The 24,950-nt window shown below is 64.9% G+C and carries 22 protein-coding genes and 1 pseudogene; 6 read left to right on the forward strand and 17 right to left on the reverse strand.

All coding sequences use genetic code 11. The features are described 5' to 3' along the window. Window positions 1-54: 54 nt before the first annotated feature. Window positions 55-1,047 (forward strand): N-acetyl-D-Glu racemase DgcA, encoded by a 993-nt coding sequence (gene dgcA, locus ACVW16_RS06910; RefSeq protein ID WP_456735699.1) that lies wholly within the window; start codon window positions 55-57, stop codon window positions 1,045-1,047. On the opposite strand, the gene ACVW16_RS06915 is transcribed toward dgcA, so the two are convergent. Next, window positions 1,017-2,213, reverse strand: coding sequence for an MFS transporter (locus tag ACVW16_RS06915; RefSeq protein ID WP_456735700.1), 1,197 nt, complete (start codon window positions 2,211-2,213; stop codon window positions 1,017-1,019). The genes dgcA and ACVW16_RS06915 overlap by 31 nt on opposite strands. 75 nt (window positions 2,214-2,288) lie before the next feature. Here ACVW16_RS06915 and ACVW16_RS06920 point away from each other — a divergent pair, with 75 nt between their 5' ends. The 3 genes from ACVW16_RS06920 (at window position 2,289) to ACVW16_RS06930 (ending at window position 5,892) form a co-directional block, all read left to right on the forward strand. Then, the gene (locus ACVW16_RS06920) at window positions 2,289-3,638 is read left to right on the forward strand and encodes a hypothetical protein (protein WP_456735701.1); all 1,350 of its coding nucleotides are present in this window, start codon (window positions 2,289-2,291) and stop codon (window positions 3,636-3,638) included. A gap of 97 nt (window positions 3,639-3,735) precedes the next feature. After that, complete coding sequence (locus tag ACVW16_RS06925; protein ID WP_456735702.1) at window positions 3,736-4,083, forward strand: alginate lyase family protein; 348 nt, start codon at window positions 3,736-3,738, stop codon at window positions 4,081-4,083. Between the two features lie 135 nt (window positions 4,084-4,218). After that, a complete protein-coding gene (locus tag ACVW16_RS06930) occupies window positions 4,219-5,892 on the forward strand; it encodes a caspase family protein (RefSeq protein WP_456735703.1) in 1,674 nt (557 codons plus the stop codon). A 230-nt stretch (window positions 5,893-6,122) separates the two neighbouring features. Here ACVW16_RS06930 and ACVW16_RS06935 read toward each other — a convergent pair whose 3' ends face one another. From ACVW16_RS06935 to thiD, 4 genes are all read right to left on the reverse strand, one after another. Continuing rightward, the gene (locus ACVW16_RS06935; protein ID WP_456704577.1) at window positions 6,123-7,106 is read right to left on the reverse strand and encodes a threonine/serine dehydratase; all 984 of its coding nucleotides are present in this window, start codon (window positions 7,104-7,106) and stop codon (window positions 6,123-6,125) included. A 64-nt stretch (window positions 7,107-7,170) separates the two neighbouring features. Continuing rightward, window positions 7,171-8,229 (reverse strand): glycosyltransferase family 4 protein, encoded by a 1,059-nt coding sequence (locus ACVW16_RS06940; RefSeq protein ID WP_456704578.1) that lies wholly within the window; start codon window positions 8,227-8,229, stop codon window positions 7,171-7,173. 13 nt (window positions 8,230-8,242) lie between these two features. Beyond that, window positions 8,243-9,055: a UDP-2,3-diacylglucosamine diphosphatase gene (locus ACVW16_RS06945; RefSeq protein ID WP_092239754.1), complete on the reverse strand. Its 813-nt coding sequence runs from the start codon at window positions 9,053-9,055 to the stop codon at window positions 8,243-8,245. A 204-nt stretch (window positions 9,056-9,259) separates the two neighbouring features. Next, complete coding sequence (thiD, locus tag ACVW16_RS06950; RefSeq protein ID WP_456735704.1) at window positions 9,260-10,060, reverse strand: bifunctional hydroxymethylpyrimidine kinase/phosphomethylpyrimidine kinase; 801 nt, start codon at window positions 10,058-10,060, stop codon at window positions 9,260-9,262. A 185-nt stretch (window positions 10,061-10,245) separates the two neighbouring features. On the opposite strand from thiD, the gene ACVW16_RS06955 reads away from it, so the two are divergent. After that, window positions 10,246-10,491, forward strand: a complete 246-nt coding sequence (locus ACVW16_RS06955; RefSeq protein ID WP_018317369.1) for an Lrp/AsnC ligand binding domain-containing protein — start codon at window positions 10,246-10,248, stop codon at window positions 10,489-10,491. On the opposite strand, the gene ACVW16_RS06960 is transcribed toward ACVW16_RS06955, so the two are convergent. Beyond that, window positions 10,488-11,414: a c-type cytochrome gene (locus ACVW16_RS06960; RefSeq protein WP_456735705.1), complete on the reverse strand. Its 927-nt coding sequence runs from the start codon at window positions 11,412-11,414 to the stop codon at window positions 10,488-10,490. The genes ACVW16_RS06955 and ACVW16_RS06960 overlap by 4 nt on opposite strands. A 153-nt stretch (window positions 11,415-11,567) precedes the next feature. Here ACVW16_RS06960 and ACVW16_RS06965 point away from each other — a divergent pair, with 153 nt between their 5' ends. Next, window positions 11,568-11,987 (forward strand): CHRD domain-containing protein, encoded by a 420-nt coding sequence (locus ACVW16_RS06965; RefSeq protein WP_456704581.1) that lies wholly within the window; start codon window positions 11,568-11,570, stop codon window positions 11,985-11,987. A 74-nt stretch (window positions 11,988-12,061) separates the two neighbouring features. Here ACVW16_RS06965 and ACVW16_RS06970 read toward each other — a convergent pair whose 3' ends face one another. The 11 genes and pseudogenes from ACVW16_RS06970 to ACVW16_RS07020 all read right to left on the reverse strand — a co-directional run bounded on the left by ACVW16_RS06970 (window position 12,062) and on the right by ACVW16_RS07020 (window position 24,859). After that, window positions 12,062-13,345: a cystathionine gamma-synthase family protein gene (locus tag ACVW16_RS06970; RefSeq protein ID WP_456704582.1), complete on the reverse strand. Its 1,284-nt coding sequence runs from the start codon at window positions 13,343-13,345 to the stop codon at window positions 12,062-12,064. Window positions 13,346-13,554: 209 nt separating this feature from the next. Beyond that, window positions 13,555-14,004 carry a c-type cytochrome gene (locus ACVW16_RS06975; protein ID WP_456704583.1) on the reverse strand — a complete coding sequence of 150 codons (450 nt, stop codon included), beginning with the start codon at window positions 14,002-14,004 and terminating at the stop codon, window positions 13,555-13,557. Between the two features lie 96 nt (window positions 14,005-14,100). Continuing rightward, entirely contained in the window at window positions 14,101-16,410 is a 2,310-nt protein-coding gene (locus ACVW16_RS06980) for a xanthine dehydrogenase family protein molybdopterin-binding subunit (RefSeq protein ID WP_456735707.1), read from the reverse strand. Between the two features lie 285 nt (window positions 16,411-16,695). Beyond that, window positions 16,696-17,085, reverse strand: coding sequence for a DUF1127 domain-containing protein (locus tag ACVW16_RS06985; RefSeq protein ID WP_456735708.1), 390 nt, complete (start codon window positions 17,083-17,085; stop codon window positions 16,696-16,698). 400 nt (window positions 17,086-17,485) lie between these two features. Further along, complete coding sequence (locus ACVW16_RS06990) at window positions 17,486-17,911, reverse strand: GFA family protein (RefSeq protein WP_456705331.1); 426 nt, start codon at window positions 17,909-17,911, stop codon at window positions 17,486-17,488. A 69-nt stretch (window positions 17,912-17,980) separates the two neighbouring features. Then, a pseudogene (locus ACVW16_RS06995) lies at window positions 17,981-18,331 on the reverse strand (SRPBCC family protein); the annotation flags it as partial. Window positions 18,332-18,361: 30 nt separating this feature from the next. Further along, complete coding sequence (gene murJ, locus ACVW16_RS07000) at window positions 18,362-19,888, reverse strand: murein biosynthesis integral membrane protein MurJ (protein ID WP_456704586.1); 1,527 nt, start codon at window positions 19,886-19,888, stop codon at window positions 18,362-18,364. Window positions 19,889-20,078: 190 nt separating this feature from the next. Continuing rightward, entirely contained in the window at window positions 20,079-21,230 is a 1,152-nt protein-coding gene (locus ACVW16_RS07005) for a DegT/DnrJ/EryC1/StrS family aminotransferase (protein ID WP_456735709.1), read from the reverse strand. 34 nt (window positions 21,231-21,264) lie between these two features. Continuing rightward, complete coding sequence (locus ACVW16_RS07010) at window positions 21,265-22,269, reverse strand: Gfo/Idh/MocA family oxidoreductase (RefSeq protein WP_456704588.1); 1,005 nt, start codon at window positions 22,267-22,269, stop codon at window positions 21,265-21,267. A gap of 180 nt (window positions 22,270-22,449) precedes the next feature. Further along, window positions 22,450-23,862 (reverse strand): mannose-1-phosphate guanylyltransferase/mannose-6-phosphate isomerase, encoded by a 1,413-nt coding sequence (locus ACVW16_RS07015; RefSeq protein WP_456735710.1) that lies wholly within the window; start codon window positions 23,860-23,862, stop codon window positions 22,450-22,452. A 7-nt stretch (window positions 23,863-23,869) separates the two neighbouring features. Next, a complete protein-coding gene (locus ACVW16_RS07020; RefSeq protein ID WP_456735711.1) occupies window positions 23,870-24,859 on the reverse strand; it encodes an NAD-dependent epimerase in 990 nt (329 codons plus the stop codon). Window positions 24,860-24,950: the final 91 nt, after the last annotated feature.

Raw genomic sequence — 24,950 nt, forward strand, 5'->3', positions numbered from 1 at the left:
TTAATGTTAGTTGTTAGAGGTAACCAGCAGGTTCAGTTTTCGCCAGAGTTCAAAATGACCAGCAAAGTTCCCGTCCTCGCCGCGCGAATCGAGCGGTTTCCCATCGCCGGCAGTTTCACGATCAGCCGGGGCGCCAAGACGGAAGCGGTCACCGTCGTGGCCGAAGTGAGGCAAAATGGCCTGACCGGCCGCGGCGAATGCGTGCCTTATCCCCGCTATGGCGAGACGCCCGAGGCGACCCTGGCCGCGATCCAGGCCATGCAGGCGGCCGTGGCGGATGGGCTGACGCGGCAGGCCCTCCAGGCCGCCATGCCGCCCGGAGCCGCTCGCAACGCGCTGGATTGCGCCCTGATCGACCTCGAGGCCAAGGCATCAGGCCGGCGGGCCTGGAGCCTGCTGGACCGCCCCGTGCCCGGGGAGCGCACCACCGCCTATACAATCTCGCTGGGCACGCCCGAGGCCATGGCTGCGGCGACCGCCAAGGCTGCACACCGGCCGCTCCTCAAGATCAAGCTCGGCGGCGACGGCGATCCACGGCGAATCACCGCGGTGCGCATGGCAGCGCCCGAGTCCGAACTGATCGTCGATGCCAACGAGGCCTGGACCGAGGCCAATCTGGAAGCCAACCTCGCCGCCTGTGCCGCTGTCGGCGTCACCCTGGTGGAGCAGCCGCTGCCGGCGGGGAAGGACGATGCGCTGGCGCGGATCAAGCGACCGCTCACCGTCTGTGCCGACGAGAGCGTGCACGACCGCAAGTCGCTTGCACCGCTGCGTGCGCGCTACGACGCCGTGAACATCAAGCTCGACAAGACCGGCGGCCTCACCGAGGCGCTAGCCATGGCCGATGCCGCGCAGGCGCTCGGCTTCGAGATCATGATCGGCTGCATGGTCGCGACCTCGCTGTCGATGGCGCCCGCCATGCTGGTGACGCCGCAGGCACGCTTCGTCGATCTCGATGGTCCCTTGCTACTGGCGCGCGATCGCGATCATGGACTGCGTTATGACGAGAGCCTGGTCTATCCGCCGGACGCTTCGCTCTGGGGCTGAGCGATCAGCCGGTGCCGCGCCGACCAGATCACGAGCGCGCCGGCGCCGGCCATCGCGGCCATGACGTAATACAGGCCATCGCCGATGCGGGCATAGATCGCGCCTGACGCGATCGACGTCGTTGCGCTCAACAATCCGCTGCATGCGGCGTAATAGCCTTGTCCGCGCGCGATCTGATGCGACGGCACGCGCTGCACCAGCAGATTCATGGTGCCGACGATGGTCATGCCGAACGTGAGGCCATGACCGAACTGGGCGATCGCGAGCAATGCGAGCGGCGGCTCGTTCGCGGTCACGATCCAGCGCAGCACGGCGCTCAAGCCCCCGATCGCCATCAGCGATGACGGATGAAGCGAGAAGCGCGGCGACAGCGCGAACACGATGATCTCGGCGATCACGCCCAGCGTCCACAATCCCGCGATCGTCAGCCCGCTCAAGCCGTGGAGTTGCCAGTTGATGGCGGAGAACGTGTAGTAGGCGACGTGGCTGCCCTGGATCAGCGCAGCTGATGCGATCACCGCCCACAAGCCGCCATCGCGCAGCAGCGCATTATCGGCTTGCGTCCCGGTCGTCTTGCGCCTGGCATCGTCGAGCGGTTGCAGCAGCAGGCTGACCAGGACCGTGACGACGGCCCACGCAACGATGATCCAGATCAGATCGCGCGCCGCGATGATGTCGACGAGATAACCGCAGGCGAGCGCCGCGGCCGCAAACGCCGCCGAGCCCCACAGCCTCAGGGGACCGTAGTCGAGCCCGTAACGCGCAACGCCCCGCAGCGCATAGGCATCGGTGAGCGGCGTCGTCGGCGTCCACATCATGCAGGTGAGTGCGTAGATCACGAACAGCTCCAACGGCTGCTGCTGCAAGCCGACGGCAGCAAAGCCGATTGCCGTCCCCAGCACCGAGATCATCATGCCGCCGCGAATGGCATGCCGCTTTTCGGCAATGGCGGTGACCTGCGGCAACGTGGTGAAGCGCGTGAGCGCCGGCAGCGCATTGATGAGGCCGATCCAGGAGGCGTCGATGCCGATCGCCTTGAGCCAGAGCGGGAAGAACGGCAGATGCGTCCCTGATACCGCGAACACTGCCGAATAGAACAGCGCGAGCCGCACGGCGAATCGCCGCTTGACCGAGGCTGCGATGGGGATTTGTGATTCGGGTAGCATCAAACCAATTGCGATTCGGTCGATATCGTGGTGATCGTTACAGCAACGCGCAGTGATTTGCGCGACGAGATTGACATGGCCTCTGAAGCATTCGCCCTTTCGCCTATGTCTGCCCGCGCGGCCGAGCCGAACGAGCAGGATTACGACGCGATCCGCGAAGCCTTCATGGAGACCGCGCGCGGACGCTGGTTCCTCGGCGAATACGCCAAGCGCAACCGCAACGCCGACACGCGCATGGTGCTCGATGCGGTCGCGAAAATCGAGGAAACCCTTGCGGCACAGCGACAACCCGTCGTGGTGGACCGCCTGCCCGAAGCCCTGGCCGCGATCCGCCGCGCGGTCGAGGACGCCGAGAGCGCCGCCGGCAAGGCGTTCGATCCTGCCGCGATCGAAGCCGGCCTCGCACCTGTCACGCGCGGCGTGCGCATCATCAAGGAGATCTCCTGGCGCTGGCGCGAGATCGGCGCCGATGGGCGAATCTGCGACCTGATTGATTCTCAGCTCGCCTCGATCGAGGCGGCCTGCGCCCAGGTGTCGGCGATCGACCCGCGCGGCGACCTCAAGGCTGCCTTCGATCTGCTCAAGGACCGGATCGAGCAGACCGAAGCAGATGGCGTCGCGGTGCCGCAGGCCGCGGCGCGACCTGCGCCCGCCCAGTCCACAGCGCCGGTGGCAGAAGCCCCAATTATCGAGGCGCCGGCTGCGATGGCGGGTGAAGCGCCCGTGGCTTTTACGGAGGCGCCACAGGAGATCGCACCCGAGCCCGAGGCCGCCGCCGACCTGAGCGGCGCCGCCGGGGAGACGATGGACGTCGCCGGCGCGCCCGAGATCGCCGAAAGCCACGCCGTCGCGGAAGAGAGTCTTGCTGCGCTCGAGGACAGCCTCGCCGATCCCGTGGGCGTCGCCGGGGTCACCGACGAATTCCCGCTCGATGCTGCCGCGGAAGCCGAGGACGAAGCCATCCTCGAGGCGATCGCGCTGGAGATGGCCGCGCCCGATCCGGAGTTCGACGCGATCGCCGAGCCCATGGAGGTGGGAGCAGCCGTTCCCGAGCCGATGATTGCGGAGGTCGCGGAGCCGGTCGCCATGGAGGCGCCGACCGCGCCACACGTTGAGGAGCCGGTCGCCGAGCAGCCGGTCACCGACGCCCCGATCGCGATGGAATCGCTCGCGCGCCTCACCGAGGCCATCGCGGAAGCCGCCGCCGAAATGATGGAGCAGCCGGCGCCCGCGATGGCGGCCGTGGCTACCTTCGCCGCAGCGCCGTCCGCGAGCCTGCCGATGCCGTCCCCCCTTCCCGAGCCCTCGCTCGGCGCCACCATCCTCGCCAGCGGCATCGTGCAAAAGCCCCGCCCCGCCGCAAACGATGCGTTGGCGCCGATCCGCCGCATGACCCAGGCCGAGAAGATCGCGTTCTTCTCGTAAGGGGGACGCGCTCTCCGCCGAAGCAATCCAGAGTCTTTCCGCGGAGGGATTCTGGATTGCTTCGCTGCGCTCGCATGACGGAGTGTGAGGGAAAGTTTTGGAGCGCACCGGAGCGTCGGCACTCATCCCGCTGGTGTTCTGTGCCGAGCTGGCAAGCCGCCGGAAGATCGATCTCTACGCGGAGAACGACAGGGCGATCCAGCGCCTCGCCGAATTGATCATTCGCGCGGTTCAAAACCAGCAAAGTTTCAGCATGCTGACTCACGATCCACAGCAGCTCTTCCCGTGGACCTTTCAGGGAGATCTCGCCTGGATGGAGCCGTACTACGCCCGCTTTCACGATCCGCGCCTGCTGCCCATTCTCAATGCCAGGAGACCCCTGACCAATCCACGTCTCGGCGGCAACGACACGGCAAGTTGGGGCCTGCACTTCCAAGCTGAATGAACATGCCGGCTCCCGAGTGTGATTCAGATCACGCAGCGCGCCATCGTGATTGCGATCACGGACCAGGATTCGAACGCGACCTAGCTTCCTCGCAACCAATCTCGCATCGAGATCAGCCCCGAGGGAGCACACCCCATGTTCCGCATGACATCCGCCCTGATGACGGCTGGCCTGCTGGGAAGCCTGTTCGGCTTCGCCTGCGGCCCGGCTTCCGCGCAAGTCGCCCCTGTCGAACCCGCCCCGACCACGCTGCAAGGCCCGGAACAGCGCGTGGCGCTGGTGATCGGCAATTCGAACTACCAGAACGCGCCGCAGCTCGCCAATCCCGACAATGACGCGCAGTCGATGGCGCAATTCCTCAACTCGGCCGGCTTCGAGGTGATCTCGGCCACCGACCTCGGCCAGAGCGACATGCTGCGCGTCGTGCAGGATTTCTCGGCCAAGGTGTCCGCGCGCGGCCCGAACACGGTGGCGATGGTCTATTACGCCGGTCATGGCGTGCAGCTTGCCGGCGAGAACTACCTCGTCCCCGTCGACGCGAAGGTGTCGAAGCCAACCGAGCTCGTCAACGACTCGGTCCGCCTGGTCGACGTCATGTCAACGCTCGAGACGATCCCGAGCCGGATGCGTATCGTCATCCTCGATGCCTGCCGCAACAACCCGTTCCCCGGCGTCAACGACGCCGGCCGGGGCCTTGCCATCGTTGACGCGCCGAACGGCTCGATCGTCGGCTATTCGACTGCGCCGGGCGCCGAGGCGCTCGACGGCACCAATGGCCACAGCCCCTACACGCAGGCCTTCCTGAACATCGCGCGCGAGCCCAACGTGCCGATCGAGCAGTTGTTCAAGCGCGTGCGCCTGGCGGTCAACCAGACCACCAGCGGCGCGCAAGTGCCCTGGGAGAGTTCCTCGCTCACCTCCGACTTCACCTTTTTCGGCGACACGGCCGTCGCCGCCAACCGCGCGCCGGTGCATGCGCCTGTCGTGCAGATGGCATCCAACCTGCCGAGCCGCACGGCGCGCCAAGCATATGACTATGTGCTGTCGGAGGGCAAGCCTGAATACTATCAGGAGTTCGTCGCGATGTATCCGCACGACCCGCTGTGCGATCACATCCGCTGGCTGCTTGCGAACCTCTTGCTCACGCAGGCCTGGCACCAGGCGGTGCTGGCGAACTCGCCGCTCGACTACAAGGCCTTCTACGACAGCTACGGCAACAGCCCCTACGCGCAAGTCGCGCTGAAGCTCGAGGCACAGCCGAAGCTGATTCCCCTGATGCAGGCGACGAAATTCCTCGCCCCGCAGAACATTGCCCCGACGCTCAAGATCGGCAATCTCGGCCAGCCCAAATACATGCCGCTGATCCAGCAGGGCAATGGCGCGCAGACCAACGTGAACCTGCCTGTCGTGCAGAAGCCGGTCGAGGGCAACCTCGGCAAGATCGTCACCCTGCCCGCACCGACCAACACGGCAGCAAACAACAACAGCATCGGCAAGATCGTGACGCTGCCGGTGACCAACACCAATACCGGCGCGGCGGGCAAGGTCGTGAGCATGCCGGTGACGATCGGCAAGGCCGGCACGACGGTCGGCGCGAAGCCCGCGAACGTCCCGACGCAGAACAACCCGATCCATATCAACAACGGCGTCGGGCTCAACAACAACCCGGTGAACAAGGTGCAGGTGCAGAACACCCGCCCGCAGCTCAACGCGACCAACCGGATCGTGAGCGGCGGCAACAATGTCCGTCAATCGATGAACCAGTCAAACATGAACGGCGGCAACAACCACCGCGGCTTCATGCACTGATGCCACGAAAAAGGTGCGCTCCCTCTCGCGCTTGCGGGGAGGGCCGGGGTGGGGTGTCTCCACAATGGGACAATCCCCAAGAGGAGACATCCCCCACCCGGCGCTTCGCGCCGACCTGCCCCGCAAGCGGGAGAGGTTGCACCGCGCAAGCGGCAAGCTCGAACTCAACACGTACAAAGGGGCAGAGCGGAAACGCTCTGCCCCTCGTTTGTCTCACGAAATTGGGAAAATCACGCCACCAGCTCGGCAAACAGATCCGCATCGACATTGCCGCCGGAGAGCACGATGACGACGTTCTTCCCGGCGACATCGAGACGCCCCGCGAGCAGCGCGGCGAGGCCCACGGCGCCCCCGGGTTCAACCACGAGCTTCAGCTCGCGATAGGCAAAGGCGACCGCCGCGCCGACCTCCTTGTCGGACGCCGTCACGCCGCGCGCGAGCAGCTTGCTGTTGATCGCAAACGTCAACTCACCGGGGATCAAGGCCATCAGCGCGTCGCAGATGGTGCGGCCCGCGGGCGGATGCGGCTCGCGATGGCCTGCGGTCAGCGACAGGCCGTGATCGTCGAACGCCTCGGGCTCGGCCACCACGATCTCGGCTTGCGGATAGCGTGCCTTCACCGCCGTGGCGACGCCCGCGATCAGGCCGCCGCCGGAGGCCGGTGCCACCACGACATCGGGCGCAAGGCCGAGCGCAGCCATGTCTTCCGCGATCTCGCGGCCGGCGGTGCCCTGGCCAGCGATCACGAACGGATCGTCATAGGGCCGGACCAGCGTCGCGCCGCGCTTCTCGGCGATGCCGCGCGAGATCGCCTCGCGGTCGTCGCGGTCGCGATCGTACAGCACGACTTCGGCGCCATAGGATTTGGTGCGCTCGCGCTTCGACAGCGGCGCGTCCGCCGGCATCACGATGGTCGCCTGCATGTCCAGGATCTTGGCCGCCGCCGCCACGCCCTGGGCGTGGTTGCCGGAGGAGAACGCGACGACGCCCCCCGGGCGCTTGTCCTGCGGGATCGAGAACACCTTGTTGAAGGCGCCGCGGAATTTGAAGGAGCCGGTGCGCTGGAGCATCTCCGGCTTCAGGAAAACTTTTGCACCCACGCGCTCGTTGAGCACGGGCAAGGACAACAACGGGGTGCGGACGGCGAAGGGCGCGAGCACGCGCGCTGCGGCGTCGATATCGGCGGGGCCGACCGGAAGGGGCTGTTCGGACATGGCGTGATTTTATCGCGGCGGACGAGCCGCGGGCAAGACACCTCCGGGCGAGGATCCTCTGCGCTCAGGCGACGAACCGCGGCCGTTCCGCTCCAGCCCGGCCAGGCAGCACGGCGCCAACGGCGCGGATGCGCTCGACAAAAGCCCGCGCCGAGGCCTCCCAGGTATAGGCGGCGGCGAATTCGACGCAGGCCTGCCTGGAGATGTCGAGCGCCGCAAGGCAGGCGTCACGCAGATCATCCTCCAGCGCGCCGACAGGTGCATCGCCGATGACGTCGCGGGGCCCCTTCACCGGGAACGCCGCGACCGGCAGTCCGCTCGCGAGCGCCTCGAGCAGGACCAGGCCGAACGTGTCGGTCTTGCTCGGAAACACGAAGACATCGGCCGCCGCATAGATGTCGGCCAGCTCCTCCCCGTGCTTTTCGCCCAGGAAAATTGCATCGGGATAGGCCTCTTCCAGCGCGTTGCGCGCCGGGCCGTCGCCGACGATGACCTTGGTGCCGGGCAGATCGAGATCGAGGAACGCCTCGAGATTCTTCTCCACCGCGACGCGGCCGACCGAAAGGAAGACGGGGGCCGGCAGGCAAAGATCGATGGCGCGGGGGTGGAACAGATGCGTATCGACGCCGCGTGGCCACAGCACGACATTGTCGAAACCGCGCTCGCCGAGTTCGCGGGCCAGCGCTGGCGTCGCCGCCATCACGGCCCGGCTCGGGCCGTGGAAGCGGCGCAGCGCCCGCCAGATCAGCGAGCCCGGAACCGGCACGCGGGCGCGGACATATTCGGGGAAGCGGGTGTGGAAGCTGGTCGTGAACGGCAGCTTGCGCTGGCGGCAATAGCGGCGGACCATCACGCCGATCGGTCCTTCCGTCGCGATGTGGATGCTGTCGGGCCGGGCTTCCTCGATCAGCTTCGCAATGCGCGCCGGGCGCGGCATCGCCAGCCGCACGTCGCGATAGCTCGGCATCGCAAAGGTGCGGAACGATTGCGGCGTCAGGAACGTGAACTCGACGCCAAGACCTTCGACTTGAAGCGCCTTCGCGGCGTCAGCGAGCTTGGTCAGCGTCCGAACCACACCGTTGACTTGCGGGTGCCAGGCGTCGGTCGCGACCAGGATGCGCATCAGGCAGCTCTCATCAAGCAGCTCTGGCTGCCACCTGCGGCACTTCTGCCGGCTTCTGCAGGTGATCCGCCCAGGTGATGATCTCGAAACGGCCGTCGTCGTGCTCGACCAGCGCAGTGCAGCTCTCGACCCAGTCGCCGCAGTTCATGTAGCGGATGCCGTTCTCGTCGCGGATCACGGCGTAGTGGATGTGGCCGCAGATCACGCCATCGGCGTCGTGGCGCCGTGCTTCGGCGGCGAGCGCCTGCTCGAACGCGCCGATATAGTTGACCGCGTTCTTGACCTTCTGCTTGGCCCATTGCGACAGCGACCAATAGGGCACCTTGAACATGCGGCGGAAGAAGTTGACGAAGCGATTCATCTGGATCGCGAAGTCGTAGGCCTTGTCGCCGAGATGGGCGAGCCAGCGCGCGTTCTGCACCACGAGGTCGAAGATGTCGCCGTGGATGACGAGATATCGCTTGCCGTCCACGCCGGTGTGGACGGTGTTCTCGACGACGTCGATGCCGCCGAAATGCGTGCCGTAATAGTTGCGTAGGAACTCGTCGTGATTGCCGGGCACGTAGACGACCTTGGCACCCTTGCGCGCCTTGCGCAGCAGCTTCTGGACGAGGTCGTTATGCGATTGCGGCCAATGCCAGCTCGATTTCAACGCCCACCCATCCACGATGTCGCCGACGAGATAGATCGTGTCGGCATCGTGGTAACGCAGGAAGTCCAGCAGAAGATCGGCTTGAGAGCCGCGGGCTCCGAGATGGACGTCGGAGATGAACAACGTGCGAAAGCGCCGCTCCGGGCTTTCGTCACTCACATCGTAACTTCCCATGCGACAGCCTGTAACAATGTCCCGTGACAGGGGGATGACGATTGAACCTTTGAGGCACCCTCGGATACGAATCGGACCTTGCCTCGCCCTCCCCGCGATTATCAGCCGCATGCGACAAACAGGCGACATGGCCCGCGATGGGGCCCCGCAAAATGCCGGGAAGCCATGGGTCCCGGCGGGTGCTTGCGAGCCGCGAAATGAGCGTCAGTAAAATCGGTGGAAATGATGGATCGGCCCGTGGCCGTGACCGACGCTGAAGCGGTCGGCAGAAGCGATCGCCGCGCTGATCCAGCTCTTGGCATTGCGCACGGCCGTTTCGAGATCTTCGCCCTTGGCAAGACCCGCCGCAACCGCTGAGGATAGCGAGCAGCCGGTGCCGTGGGTGTTGCGGGTCGCGATGCGCGGTGCAGCAAGCGCGATCATGGCGGTGGCGCTGATCAGATAGTCGGTGCTCTCCGCTCCCTCGCCGTGCCCGCCCTTGATCAGGACGGCGCGGCAGCCGAGGCCAAGCAGGCGACGCCCCTGGCTTTCGACATCGCTCTCGCTTCGCGCGACCGGCTCGTCCAGCAGCGCAGCCGCCTCGGGCAGATTGGGCGTGATCACCGACGCGAGCGGCATCAGTTTCGTGCGCAACGCTTCGACGGCCTCCGCGGCAAGCAAGCGATCGCCCGAACTTGCGACCATCACGGGATCGAGCACGACATGGCGCGGCCTCCAGTACGACAGCGCTGAGGCGATCGCATCGATGCTGCCTGCCTGCGCCACCATGCCGATCTTGACGGCGCCGACGTCGAGATCGGAGAACACCGCATCGATCTGCGCGGTGAGGAAATCAGCGGGCACCGGGTGAATGCCGGTGACGCCTTTGGTGTTTTGCGCGGTCAACGCGGTGATCGCGGAGGTGCCGTAGACGCCGAGTGCGGCAAAGGTCTTCAGGTCGGCCTGGATGCCGGCGCCGCCGCTCGAATCGGAACCGGCGATGGTGAGCGCCACTGATGTCGTCATCGCGGGACACGCTTGCTTGAACAAAACTCGGCCATCGCCTGTCCTAGCGCCCTCCCACAGCCCCAGCAAGCCGCCGAATCTCGCGGCGCCGATGACCTCGTGGCCCTTGTCGCGACCGCTGGCGGCTTGCTAAATCGGGCCGGTTTTGGCCTATTGGCCGGGAACAGGCCTTCGGAGTGACTGCTATGGTTCCTTTTTTCGTCCAGATCAAATGCAAGCTCGGCCAGTCCTATACGGTGGCCAACGCGCTCGCCGAAGCCGAGATCGCCTCCGAGATCTACTCCACGGCAGGCCAATACGATCTGCTGGTGAAGTTCTATGTCGACAAAGACACCGATATCGGCCACTTCGTGAACGAGAAGGTGCAGGTGCTGCCGGGCATCCAGGACACCCTCACCATCATCACCTTCAAGGCGTTCGGCGCCAGCTAGCCGCCACCTTCCCTGCGCTTGGGCGGCGTCGGGCCATCGACGGGCGGCAGCGACTTCAGATAGGCGGCCATCGCCGCGCGGTCCTCAGGCTTGAGCTGCGCGAGGTTCTTGATCACCGGCCGCATCGAGCCCGATGCGCTGTCGCCCTCGGGCATGTCGCCGGTCTCGAGGAAGTCGGCGATGTCGCTCTCACTCCAGCTGCCCAAGCCCTTCTGAGTGATGTTCGGCACCCAGCCCTCGCCTTCGGGATTGGGGCCGCCGGCGAAGCGCTGCGAGCCGATGACGCCGCCGAGAACATTGCGCGGGCTGTGGCACTCGGCGCAATGGCCAAAGCCGTTGACGAGATAGGCGCCGCGATTCCATTGCGCTGAACGTGCCGGATCTGGCACGAACGGCCTGACATCCATGAACAGCCATTTCCAGATGCCGACATTGCGGCGGATGTTGAACGGAAACGGCAGATCATGGTCGCGCAGCCGGCCCGAGACCTGCGGCAGCGTCTTCAGGTAAGCGAAGAGATCGCGGACGTCGTTAATATCAGCGATGTGGTAGGACGTGTAGGGAAACGCCGGATAGTAGTGTGTGCCCTCTGGCGAAATGCCGCGTGTCACCGCATTGACGAAATCGGCCTCGCTCCAGCGTCCGATGCCGTCATTGGGATCGGGCGAAATGTTCGGGACATAGAACGTGCCGAACGGCGAGCCGAGCGCCAGGCCGCCACCGAGCCGCAGACGATCCGGCTGGTTGGGCACGGCATGGCAGGACGAGCAGCCCCCGGCGTTGAACAGCTCCTGCCCGTTGGCGAGATCGGGCCCGCGCGTCGGCGCCGGCAAGGCCAGCGCAGTCGGCGCGGTCAGCCACCAATAAGCGGCAACAGCTGCAACGGTCGTGACGAGAATGACATAAATTGTTCGTCGCAGCATTGCGGATCCCATCGTGCTCCGGCGAATTTACGGATCAACCCGCAGCCGCTCCAGCCACGAATAATTTAGATGGTTCGATCGGAATCCGGGAATAAACTTGCAATCGCACTGTTTGCAAGTTGACCGCAATCAGGCGTCAACAGGGAGAGACCCATGAACAAAGCCCTTTTTGCCACGCTGGCACTCGGAGCCGCCGTCGCATTCGCAGGCTCGGCCAGCGCGGAGAAATTGAAGGCGACGCTGGACGGCAAGTCCGAAGTCCCCGCCAATGCCAGCGCCGGTACCGGCACGGCTGACATCGACTATGACGCCGCCAGCAAGAAGCTCTCCTGGAAGCTGACCTATTCCGGGCTCTCCGGCCCCGCCACCGCCGCTCATTTCCACGGTCCGGCCGAGCCTGGCAAGAACGCCGGCGTCATGGTGCCGATCCCCGGCGCCGCGAACAGCCCGGTCGAAGGCTCGGCGACGCTGACCGACGCGCAGGCCTCCGATCTCCTCGCCGGCAAGCTCTATGTCAACGTCCACACGGCGGCAAATCCGGGCGGCGAAATCCGCGGCCAGGTGACCAAGTAAGTTCATAGCAATCGCATCGGCGAGGGCCGGGCGCGAGCAGCGCTCGACCCCTTCTATTCTGAATCTGCCGTAGCTCAGGCCGCGCTCAATGCGTGCTCGAGGTCGGCGATCAGGTCGGAGGGATTTTCGATGCCGATCGACAGCCGGATGGTGCAATCGAGCACGCCGATCTTGTGCCTGATATCGGCGGGGACACCGGAATGGGTCATCGTCGCCGGGAGGCTGGCGAGCGACTCCGTTCCGCCAAGGCTCACGGCGAGCTTGAAGATCTGCAAGCCGTTGAGGAATTTCTCCGCCGCCGCCTGGCCGCCGACGATGTCGAACGAGAATGTCGATCCCGCCCCCAGGCATTGCCGTGCGAACACGCGCCCCGAGGGTGAGTCCTCCTCGTGGTGACCGAGATAATGGACCTTCGCCACCTTGGCGTGACCGCGTAGATAATCCGCGACGAGGCGCGCGTTGCTGTTGGCCTTCTCCATGCGCAGGCTCAAGGTCTCGAGCGAGCGGTTGATCATCCAGCAGGAATGCGGATCGAGCTGGGTGCCGATGGCGCCGCGCAGCGCCTTGACGCCCTTCATCACCGCCTTGGTGCCGAGCGCGGCGCCGGCGATCAGGTCGGAGTGCCCGCCGACATATTTGGTCAGCGAGTACAGCGAGATGTCGGCGCCGTGCTCGATCGGCCGCTGAAACACCGGGCCGAGCAGCGTGTTGTCGCAGGCGATGATCGGCGTCTGGCCCTGGGCCTTGCCGATGGCATCGGCGACGCGGCGCATCAGCGCGATGTCGACGAGGCCGTTGGTCGGGTTGGCGGGGGTCTCGACCAAAATCATCGAGACCCGGCCCTTGCGCATCGCCTCCTCCGCGGCGCTATTGACCGTCGCTTCGTCGATGCCATCGGCAAAGCCGACCGCGCCGATCGAGAACCGCGACAGCGTGTTCGTCAGCAGCGTCTCGGTGCCACCATAAAGCGGCTGTGAATGCAGGATGACGTCGCCGGGCCGCACGAACGCCAGAATCGTGGTCGAGATCGCCGCCATGCCTGAGGAGAACAGCGCGCAGCCCTCGGTGCGCTCGTAGACTGCGAGCCTGTCCTCGACGATCTCGCTGTTGGGATGGTTGAAGCGCGAATAGACCAGGCCCGCGCCCATGCCCGCCGGCGGCTCGCGCCGGCCGGCGACGTAGTCGAAGAAGTCCTGGCCGTCCTCGGCGGTCTTGAACACGAAGGTCGAGGTCAGGAACACCGGCGGCTTGATGGCGCCTTCCGACAGCTGCGGATCGTAGCCATAGGTCAGCATCAGCGTTTCCGGATGCAGCATATGGTTGCCAATATGGGTTTTCGACGGGAACGGTTTTGCCATGGCCTGTCTCGCTGTTGACTGCGATCGCCGCCCGCGCGTCGGAGCTCCGAACCTGAGGCATCGACGCCGCTCGGCGCAAGCAAACATAACCATTCTGACGACGATCCGTCAGACTATGGAGGAGAATTAGCTGATGGAATCAGAAAGGCATGATGCCCGTAGACGGAGTAACGGGCTGTGCCGCAGACGGAGTAACGGGCTGTGCCGCCCTACTTCAGCTTCACCCGGTACGTCTCGTGGCAATCATTGCAACGGTCGTTCATCGCGGTGTAGGCGGCCTTCAGGCTCGCCACATCGTGGATCTTGCCCTTGACGTCGGCGATCGCCTTCTGCACCGGCGGGATCTTGGAATCGAAATCGGCCTTGTTCTGCCAGACTTTCGGCGACGATCCATAGGTCGCGTTCACGACGGCCTGCTTGGGATTCACCTCGAAAGTCTTGGCGATCTTGGCGACGTCGGCCTCCAGATTGGCGATCGCCTCGTCGGCGGCCTTCTGGTTGTAGGGAATCTCGCCCTTCGCCATCTTGAGGATGACGCCGTACATGCTCTTGGCCTGCGAGCGCATCAGATTGTCCTGCTGCACGGCAATCTCCTGCTGCGCCATCACGGCGCCTGCCCCCAGAACAAGGGTGCCCACGACAATCAACGTTCGTTTCATCGGCTCGTGACTCCGGCTCGCAAGTCGGTTTTGGGGGATGCTCATGAGGATAGAACCCGGCCGAGGGCCGTTAATTCCCGCGGGCGATGCGCCGCCTCACAGCCTGTGGCGGCGATGGTGCTCGTTGATCGCGATCCATACCCGCTCGGGTGTCGCCGGCATGTCGATATGATCGATCTTGTACTCGCGCCAGAGACCGTCAACGATCGCGTTGACGACGGCCGGACAGGAGCCGATCGCGCCGGCCTCGCCCGCACCCTTCACGCCCATTGGGTTGGTCGTGCAGGGAATGTTGTTGGTCTCGAACACGAAGGACGGACCATCAGCGGCGCGCGGCAGGGCGTAGTCCATGTAGGTGGCGGTGATGAGCTGGCCGTCGGTCGCGCCATAGACCACCTGCTCCATCAGCGCCTGGCCGATGCCTTGCATGGCGCCGCCATGCACCTGGCCCGCCAGCAGCAGCGGATTGAGCGTCTTGCCGAAATCGTCGACGATCACGTAATTGACGATTCTGATGATGCCGGTCGCCGGATCGATCTCGACCTCGGCGACATGCGTGCCGTTGGGATAGGTGCCGTCGGCGCTGGCAAAGGTCGCGCTGGCGTTCAGCTTGGATGGATCCGCGCCGGGGCGCTTGGCGAGATCGGCGAACGAGATCGAACGGTCGGTGCCGGCAATGCGCACGAGGCCGTCTGATATCTCGAGGTCGCCGGCGCTGGCTTCCAGCGCCTGCGCCGCGATCTCTTTCAGCTTCTGGCCGAGCTCACGCGTGGCGCGCTCGACGCTCACCCCGCCCGACGGGATCGAGGCCGAGCCGCCGGTGCCAAGACCGGTGGCGATCATTGCGGTGTCGCCCTGGTGGACGTGTACACGCTCGGGCGCAACGCCGAACTGCTCGGCCACGATCTGCGCATAGGCAGTCTGGTGGCCCTGCCCGCTCGACTGCGTGCCGATCAGGACGGTGATGTCACCATTGGGGTCCATCCGCACATTGGCGGTTTCCTCTCCCATGGTGCCGCAAACCTCGACGTAGCTTGCTAGGCCAATGCCGCGGATCAGACCGTTTTTCTTGGCCGCCTTGGCGCGCTTCGAAAACTCCTTCCAGTCGGCGATCTCCATCGCGCGCTTGAGATGCGCGGCGAAATCGCCGGAATCATAGACCTTGCCGGTCGCCGTCTTGTAGGGCAGCGCCTTCGGCGGAATGAAGTTCTTGCGGCGGATGGCGTCCGGCGTCATCTCCAGTTTTCGCGCGCACGCGTCGACCAGGCGCTCGATGACGTAAGCCGCCTCCGGCCGGCCCGCGCCGCGATAGGCATCGACGGGCACGCTGTTGGTGAAGATGGTGCGCACCCGGCAGTGGAAGTTCTGGATGTCGTAGAGGCCCGGCAGCATGCCGGCGCCGCCATGCGGAATGTAGGGCCCGAAGGTCGACAGATACGCGCCCATGTCGCCCATCAGGTCGCAATCCATCGCGAGGAATTTTCCGTCTTCGGCCAGCGCCATCTTCGCGGTGGTGACGTTGTCGCGGCCCTGCGCGTCGCCCATGAAATGCTCTGAGCGGTCGGCCGACCACTTCACCGCCTTCTTCAGCTTGCGCGCCGCGACCGCCATCAGGGCGTATTCGCGATACGGAAACAGCTTCGTGCCGAAACCGCCGCCGACGTCGGGGCAGATCACCCGCATCTTGTCTGTCGGGATGTTCAGCACGTTCTGGCACAGGATGTCGCGCAGCCGATGGCTGCCCTGGCTGCCGACGGTCAGCGTCAGATGATCGGCCTTCGCATCGTATTCGCAGACCGCCGCGCGCGTCTCCATGAAGCTCGCGACCACGCGCGGATTGACGATGGAGATTTCGGCCACCGCATGCGCCCTGGCGAACGCAGCCTCAGTCGCCTTCTTGTCGCCGATCGAGACGTCGAACAGCACATTGCCCGGCTTGTCCGGCCAGACCTGCGGCGCGCCCGTCTTGACGGCGTTGACGACGCCGGTGACGGCAGGCAGCGGGCTCCATTTGACGTCGATCGCCTCGATGGCGTCGCGGCCCTGGTCGATGGTCTCGGCGACGACGAAGGCGACGGAATCGCCGACATGGCGCACCTCGTCCTTGGCCAGGATCGGGTACGGCGGTCCGGTGAACGGATCGGTCTCGAGATTGAACAGGCAGGGCAGATTGCCGAGATCGGCGACCTCGGCGGCGGTCAGAATCAGCGCGACACCAGGAAGCGAGCGGGCGCGGCTCGCGTCGATGGTGAACTTGGCATGGGCATGCGGCGAGCGCAGCACCAGGCAGCGCAGCGCGGCCTGCGGCGCGTAATCGTCGGTATAGCGGCCCTTGCCGCGGATCAGCGCGTCGTCCTCCTTGCGGAGCACGCTTTGGCCAACGCCGAACTTGATGGGGGCTGCCATTCTATCTTCCCGTTTCTCATGGTTGTTTTGGCGGCATATTGCCGTGGAAAAACTGGCAAGGCAAACGGGTTTAGGCAGGCGGGACCCGCGAAAAAATGCCCAGGACCTCGAGCGTCGCAGCCGGCGCGGTCATTTCCCTGTGAAGATCGATGATTGGTCGGATGCGCTCGCGCCGGCGAGCCGGATGGTCGCCGAGCACGCAGGGCCGGGCACGCCTGAGAACAAGCGGCCGGGCTGACCGCCGCTTGGTCTCGGAATGCGCGTCCAAATCTCGCGGCTGATCATCTACATCCCACCGCCATTCCAGAAATAGCGCGTGCTGTCCCTCAAATTATCGATCACGCGCTGGGGCGAGAGGTAGTCAACCTCGCTGCGCGTCAGACCGATATCCATCAGCTCCCTGTCACTCAAATCCTGCAAACTGAGGTGCCGGCCCCGGCGCCGCTCCCAAATCGCAAGCCAGGCCCGCTTGAGCAGGCTGAGGACGCTTCGCGCCGGTAGTTGGGCAGCATTCCTTTCGGACAGGGCGTCGTCCAGCGCCGCAGCGGACGCCTCGAGGCGCGCCGCCAACGCCGCGTCGACTGCGCTCTTGGCCGACACGATGGAAAGGTTGACGCCGCGCCTTGCGGCCGCGCCCTCAAGTCCGGGTGAAATATCCGTTAGTTGTGGTGGCATCGTACGCTCCTGCTGTTGTGCCGGCAGGGAGCGTGGCCAAACAAAAGGCCCCGTCCGATGCCGGCGGGGCCTGGTGGAAAAGATGTCGTCGTCGAGATGCTAGCGCACGACTCCTTCCACGGCCCAGCCGAAGCGGGTCATGTTCCAGAAGTTCATTTTGCGCGAGCATTTAATCATGCGCTGCCAGTAGCACGGCAACCGCGCAAAATCAAGAGATGCATCGGAGCCAAGCACTCCTTTGAGGCGAGTCGCAACAGGTGTTCGCGAGCACCCAAAATGGCGTTGCAGGGACCGGTCAAGGCAAGCCTCTTTTCCGCGGCCGCACGCCGCGGAAAAGAGATCGCCAGCCGACGAGACGGCCGCTCTTGCGCAGGAGCTCAGCTGAGATCATGAAGGATCGCTATTCAGAAATGGCGACACCTGAGCCTCCGAACTCGGCAGGAAAATCCTTCAGTTTCGGGAGGCCGTCCCTGATCGGCAACACCGTCTCGGAATAGTTGACGTGCACGCCCGGCGCGAACTTCAGCGTCGGCAATGTGGCTGCGTACACGTCGACGAGCCCAAGCGGCGGATGGTCGCACATGAGATGCCCTCCGCAGCGCTTGCAGTATTGCCGATGGCTCAGCTCCGATTGTGCGTAGGTGGCGACGTGTTCGGCGCCTTTGGTCACTCGCACGTTCTGCGGCTTCCACAATGTGAATGCGTTCACCGGGGCGGCCGACCAGGAGCGGCACGACGAGCAATGGCAATATCCCATTGCCTCCGGTGCTCCCTCCGCTTCGATTTCAACCGCGCCACAAAAGCACTTGCCGCTGAAAATCGTCATGATGTCGATCTCCTTGATCCGATCGGTTGGACGTCCGAAGCTTCGGCCCTGTTTCGCGAACCTTGTCTGGATTTCAGCGAGGCCCGCTTCATAGACCCCGAGCAACGCATCACTGGCGGCCTTCTCCTGCCCTCGCTCGGGAGTATAGCCGTTCCAGGTCACGGTGGAAGAGCCATTGGCTTTCGCGGTCACCTTGATCGTTGCGGTGTGGTTCGAGACGGGAAGAGGGCTCGTCAGAAACTTGTAGGAGTAGCTGTACTCGGCTTCAGTCCGAGCAACTTGCGTCTCGACGAAAGCGGCCATCCCGTCCTTCGTGACGAGAATGCGCGTCGATGGCGCCTTGCCGTCCTCGATGCACTGACCCACCGCGGGCAGCCAATCCTTGATCGCGCAGAACGGCCCGATCAGCGACCAACCGTCCCGGGCCGGCGCTTTGCCATTCGCTCGCGACTAGCCGCGCACCAGCGAGACCAGCCAACTACGGCCGAACAGCACGAGGATGGCGAGGGCATAGACGATCGTGCCCCCGATGGCGAGCAGCACCAGCGTCACCTCATCGTGGAAGCGCATCGCGCCGAGCGACGCCCCGCTGACGCGCGCGATCAGCCAAAAGGCGGCGGCGAGCACGATCCCGGTCAGCAGGAATTTGCCGAGCGACATCAGCCAGGCGCGATCGAGCACGAGAAAGCCGCGCCGCACGGCGAAGAACAGCACCAGCAGCAGATTGGTCCAGACGCCGACGGCGGTTGCCAGCGCGAGGCCGATCTGGGCGAGCGAGCCCATCAAGGCAACTTTCAGAGCGACGTTGACGGCGATGCCGGTCAGCGACGCGCGAACCGGCGTCGCGGTATCCTTGCGGGCATAGAAGGTCGCGACCGCGCTGCGGATCAGCACGAAGGGGATCAGGCCGATGGCGTAGGCCGCGAGCGTGCCCCCGGCGGCAACCGCATCGGCCTTGGAGAACGCGCCGCGGGCGAACAGCGCGCGCATGATCTCGTCGGGCACGGTGAGGAAGGCGGCCACGAAGGGGATCGAGAACAGCAGCGTGAAATCGAAGGCGCGGCGCTGCGCCTTCATCGCGCCGTCATGGTCGTTGGCGGTGATCCGTTTCGACATCTCCGGGAGCAGCACCGTGCCGATGGCGATGCCGATCACGCCGATCGGCAATTGATTGAGACGGTCGGCATAATATAGCGCCGACAGTGCGCCCGCGGGCAGGAAGGTCGCGATGATGGTGTCGGCGAACAATGCGACCTGCGTGCCCATCGAGCCCAGCGTCGCCGGCCCGAGCGCCCCAAAGAAAGCGCGGACATCCTCGTCGAGCTTGAGCGGCGCAAAGCGCGGCAGGCCGCCATGACGCGCGAGATCGCCGGCGAGCAGGAAATACTGCAGGAAGCCCGAGATCAGCACGCCCCAGGCCGCGGCGTGGCCCGCGGTCGGAAACCAGGCGGCAAGCGCCAGCGTCATCATCATCGCGGCGTTGAGGAAGATCGACGCGGCAGCCGCGCTGGCAAAGCGCTGCATCACGTTGAGCATGCCGCCGTAGAGCGTCACCAGCGTGATCAGCAGCAGATAGGGAAAGGTGATCCGGGTCAGCTCGATCGCGAGCTTGCGCTGCTCGGCATCCTCACTAAAGCCCGGCGCCAAAATGCTCATGGCCTGCGGCATGAACAACCACGCGACGATCAGCAGCACCACTTGGGAGGCCAGCAGCAGCGTGAAGATGCGATCGGCGAACAGCCGTGCCGCCCCCTCCCCGCGCTCGCCATGGACGTGGGCATAGGCCGGCACCCAGGCGGCGTTGAAGGCGCCCTCGGCAAAGATCGCGCGGAAATGATTGGGCAGCCGCAGCGCCACGAAAAAGGCATCGGCCACCGGACCCGCGCCGAGGATGGCCGCGAGCATGATGTCGCGGGCAAATCCCGTCAGCCGCGAGAGCAGCGTGTAACCACCAACGGTGAAGATGCGTCCGAGCATGCGTCTGTTTTAGAGCATGGCGCGATTAGGTCTAGGTGCCAACCACGGCGGAGGTTTGCTCCCTCCCCCGCTTGCGGGGGAGGGTTGGGGAGAGGGTGTCTCGACGACGAAGATCCCCCCAGAGGAGAGAACCCTCACCCGGATCGCTTGCGGGATCCGACCTCTCCGCAAGCGGGAGAGCGAACCAAACTCACCCCGCGAGCGCGCCGCGGACGGCGGCGATGACCCGCTCCTGATCGGCTTCGGTCAAATAAGCGTGCATCGGCAGGCTGATGACGTCCTGCGACAGGGTCTCGCAAATAGGCAGGCCACCCTCGGCGATTGGATATTGCTTGTAGGCGGACTGCTGATGCATCGACTTGCCGTAATAGACCGCGGTCGGCACGCCCTGGGCCTTCAGCGCCGCGGCGAAGCCGTCGCGGTCGGTGCCTTTGGGCAAGCGGATCGTGTACTGCGCCCAGACCGAGGTATTGCCGGGGCTGAGGCGCGGCACCGTGACCACGTTGGACAGACCGCGTGCGTAACGCTCCGCGACCTTGTTGCGGGCGGCGATCTCGTCGTCGAAAATCTTCAGCTTCTCGATCAGGATCGCGGCCTGCATGGTGTCGAGCCGGCCGGTCAGGCCGAGGCGGACATTGTCGTATTTGTCGACGCCCTGCCCGTGCACGCGGATGCTGCGCAGCGTCGCTGCGAGCTCGTCGTCATCGGTCAGAATCGCACCGCCGTCGCCGAAGCAACCGAGCGGCTTTGCGGGAAAGAAGCTGGTCGTGGTGGCGAGCCCGAAGGTGCCGAGCTTGCGACCCTTGTAGCTGGCGCCGAAACCTTGCGCGGCGTCATCGATGATGAACAGGCCTTCGTCCGCAGCGATCTCGGCGATGGCATCGTGGTCGGCGGGCTGGCCGAACAGATCGACCGGAATCACCGCGACCGGCCTCAATCCGGCCTTGCGCGCGGCCGCAATGCCGCGCCTGAGCGATTCCGGGCTCATGTTGAAGGTCGTCTCGTCGACGTCGACATACACAGGCGTCGCGCCGGTGCGTGCCGCCGGCGATGCAGTCGCAATGAAGGTGAAGGAGGGACACAGCACGGCATCGCCTGGCCCGACATTTTTCGCCATCAGCACCATCAGAAGCGCATCGGTGCCGTTGGAGCAGCTGACGACATGCTTGGCGCCGCAATAGGCCGCAAGCTGCTTTTCAAGCTCGAAAACCTCGGGGCCATTGACGAACTGGCAATGGTCCATCACGCGCTTGACGGCTGCATCGAGCGAGGCGCCGAGCCGGACGCGCTGCGAGGCGACGTCGATGAAGGGAATGGGTTCGGAACGAAGATGCTGGTTCATGGCGCCTTCTTCAATGATCGACATGGAAAGGGTTTTAGCCGGCGACGCGGCGCGGCGCCTTGCTGGCGGGCGATGTGGCCGCGGGCCGTGAGGGCGCCTCGAGGCATTGCGTCGCGATCTCGAGGCTGGCGACGCCCTCGTCGCCGGTGACCGCCGGCGTCTCGCCGTTACGCACGGCCTTGAGGAAGGCGATCAGCTCGGCCCGCAGCGGCTCGTCATGGCCGACCGGCAGGTGCCGCATCGAATAGCTGCCGTCGGGCTTGAAGCCGAAGCATTCGGTGACCTGGCGCGTCAGGAGATCGCCCATCACGTATTTGCCGCGGGTCGCGACCGTGACGCTGCGCGCCTTGAACGGCGTCAGCCAGTTGGTGTTGATGTGCGCGAGCACACCGCTGGCGGTGCGGAATTGCAGCAGCGCGATGTCCTCGCGTTCGGCGACCGCGCTCGACAGCTGCGGCTGCACGTCGACGATGTCGGATTCGGTGAACCAGCGGATCAGGTCGATGTCGTGCACGGCCAGATCAATGACGACGCCGACATTGGACATGCGCGGGGGGAACGGACCGACGCGCGTGATCGCGATCGAGAGAATGTCCTCGCCCGCGATCGCCTGCTTCACGGCGGCGACCGCCGGATTGAAGCGCTCGACATGGCCGACCATGAGCGTGACGCCGGCCTTTTGCGCGGCGGCGACGATGTCGCGGCCCTCTTCCACCGTCGAGGCGATCGGCTTCTCGACCAGCACGTGGATATTTTTGGCGATACAGGCGAGCGCGACCTCGTGGTGCAGATGGGTCGGCGCCGCGATGGTGACGGCTTCGACGCCCTCGGCAAGGAGCTGGTCGAGCGTCTCAAAGCTGTTGCATCCGGCAAGCTCGGTCGCGCGCGCGCGATGAGCCGGCGAAGGATCGACCACGCCGACCAGGCTGACGCCGGGCAGGCCGCTCAGCACGCGCGCGTGGTTGCTGCCCATCACGCCGGCGCCGATCACACCGACGCGCAAGCCGGCCCTTGCCGGCTGTGATCCCATGGAACTCATCTGATCGAACCCCGATTCAACGCAAATCCCCGGGCGCTTCTAGCACGGGTGCCACAGATGTGGCGAATGTCGGCCTGACTGACCGGACACGATTTGATTCAAAAAATTACACGTTCTCCGGGCCTTAGCCGCCAGAAGCGGGTTTTTGGAGCCCGGATCGCGTGATTCGGAGTTTGCTGGTTACGACCTTTGATAGTCGTCTTCAATCCGGATGATGTCGTCTTCCCCGAGATAGGATCCGGTCTGGACCTCGATCAGTTCCAGCATGATCTTGCCGGGGTTCTCCATCCGGTGCACCGCGCCCATCGGGATGTAGATGGATTCGTTCTCGTGCACGGTCTTCACGATCTCGTTCACGGTGACACGCGCAGCACCTCGGACCACGATCCAGTGCTCGGCACGGTGGTGGTGCTTCTGCAACGACAATCGCCCGCCGGGTTTCACCACGATGCGCTTGACCTGGTGGCGCTCGCCATTGTCGACCGACTGGTAGCTGCCCCAGGGGCGATGCACCTTCAGATGCTCCTCGGTGACCTTGGGCGCGACCGCCTTCAGCTTGGTCACGAGACGCTTCAGGCCGTCGGCATCCTGCTGGCGCGAGACCAGAACCGCATCCGCGGTCGCGACCACGACGAGATCGTCGACGCCTTCGAGCGCGACCAGCGCGTGATCGGTCGTGACGTTGCAGTTGCGCGAATTCTCGAACACGGCGGCGCCGTGCGCCGCATTGCCTTGCGCGTCCTTGTCGGACAATTCCCACACCGCGCGCCAGGAGCCGACGTCGGACCAACCGCAGGACACCGGCACGACAGCCGCGCGCGAAGTCTTTTCCATCACGGCGTAGTCGATCGAGATCGCCTTGGCCGCGCCGAACGCCTCAGGCTCCAGCGTGACGAAGCCGAGATCGCGCCCCGCGCTGGTCACCGCATTGGACACCGCCTCCACGCTCGCCGCGTCCACCCTGCGATATTCGTCGAGCAGCAAGGCGGCCGGAAACATGAAGTTGCCGCTGTTCCAGAGATAGCCCGAATTGACGTAATCCGCGGCCTTCACCGCATCCGGCTTCTCGACGAAGCGCGCCACGGCGTGAACCTCGCCTGATATCACCTCGCCCGGGCTGATATAGCCGTATTCCGTCGCCGGCCGCTCCGGCTTGACGCCGAAGGTGACGATGCGTTCCTTGCTCGCGGCCGCGAGGCCTTCGCGGCAGGCCGCGACGAAGGCGGCGTTGTCCCGGACCACGTGGTCGGCGGCGAGCGCGAGCACGATCGCTTCACTCCTGCGGGCTTGCGCAAACGCCGCGCCAGCGCCGATCGCAGGACCGGAGTCGCGGCGCATCGGCTCGAGGATCACGTCGGCCTCGATACCGATCTCGGCGAGTTGCTCCAACACCATGAAGCGGTAGGCGGCGTTGGTGATGACGACAGGGCGGTCGAACAGCGCGGCGTCGGAGACGCGCAAGAGCGCGTCCTGGAAGGTCGAGCGCGACCCGAACAGCGGCAGGAACTGCTTCGGGCGCACCTCACGCGAAGCCGGCCACAACCGCGTGCCGGCGCCGCCGCACATGATCAGGGGGATAATGCGTTTGTCCATCTTCGTTTCAAACCTTGTAGTGGTCGCGGTACCAGGTGACAAAATTGTGGACCCCGCGCTCGATCGGCGTTGACGGTGCAAAGCCGGTGTCGCGCATCAAATCCTCGACATCCGCGAACGTTTCCACCACATCTCCAGCCTGCATCGGCAGCAATTCTTTGATCGCCGTCCGACCCAGCTCCCGCTCCAGAAGCTCGACGACATGCATCAGCTCTTCGGGGCGGTGATTTCCGACATTGTAGACTTTAGACGGCGCATTTGCGGCAGCCGGATCGTCCACAGGAACGAGATCGATCAGTTTGGATACGACACGGGTGACGTCGTCGATATAGGTGAAGTCGCGGCGCATCCTGCCATGGTTGAAAAGCCGGATCGGCTTGCCAGCCATGATGGCGTTTACGAACAGAAACATGGCCATATCAGGCCGTCCCCAGGGACCGTAGATGGTAAAAAACCGCAAGCCCGTCACCGGCAGCCGGTACAGATGGCTGTAGGACTGCGCCATCACCTCGTTCGCCTTCTTGCTCGCGGCGTAGAAGCTGACGGGATGATCGGTCCGGTCCCGCTCGGAAAATGGCAGTTTCGTGTTGGCACCATAAACGGACGATGACGAGGCGTAGACGAGATGACGACAGCCGTTGTTGCGGCAGCCTTCGAGCACGTTGAGAAAGCCCTGCAGATTGGATTCGACGTAACTCTGCGGATGCTCGATCGAATAGCGCACGCCGGCCTGGGCGGCGAGATGCACGACCTCCGCAAAGCGATGCCGTGCAAACAGCGCAGCCATCGTCTCGCGGTCGGCGAGATCAGCCTGCACGAAGGAGAAGCGGGACTCGTTCCCGAGCAGCCCCAGACGCGCCCGTTTCAACGCTGGATCGTAATAGCTGTTCAGATTGTCGAGGCCGACCACCGCCCGCCCCTCCGCCAGCAGCTGGCGGGCAACATGAAAGCCGATGAAACCGGCCGCCCCCGTGACCAAAATCGCCTGATCCGTCATCCTGTTCCCAAGCGATCACCAAGCCCGACCCGCCGCGGCCAGTTTAGCCGGTATCGAGGGGGCGCAATAGCCCTCAGACGTTCACAACCGC

The organism is Bradyrhizobium sp. USDA 4474, assembly GCF_054057515.1.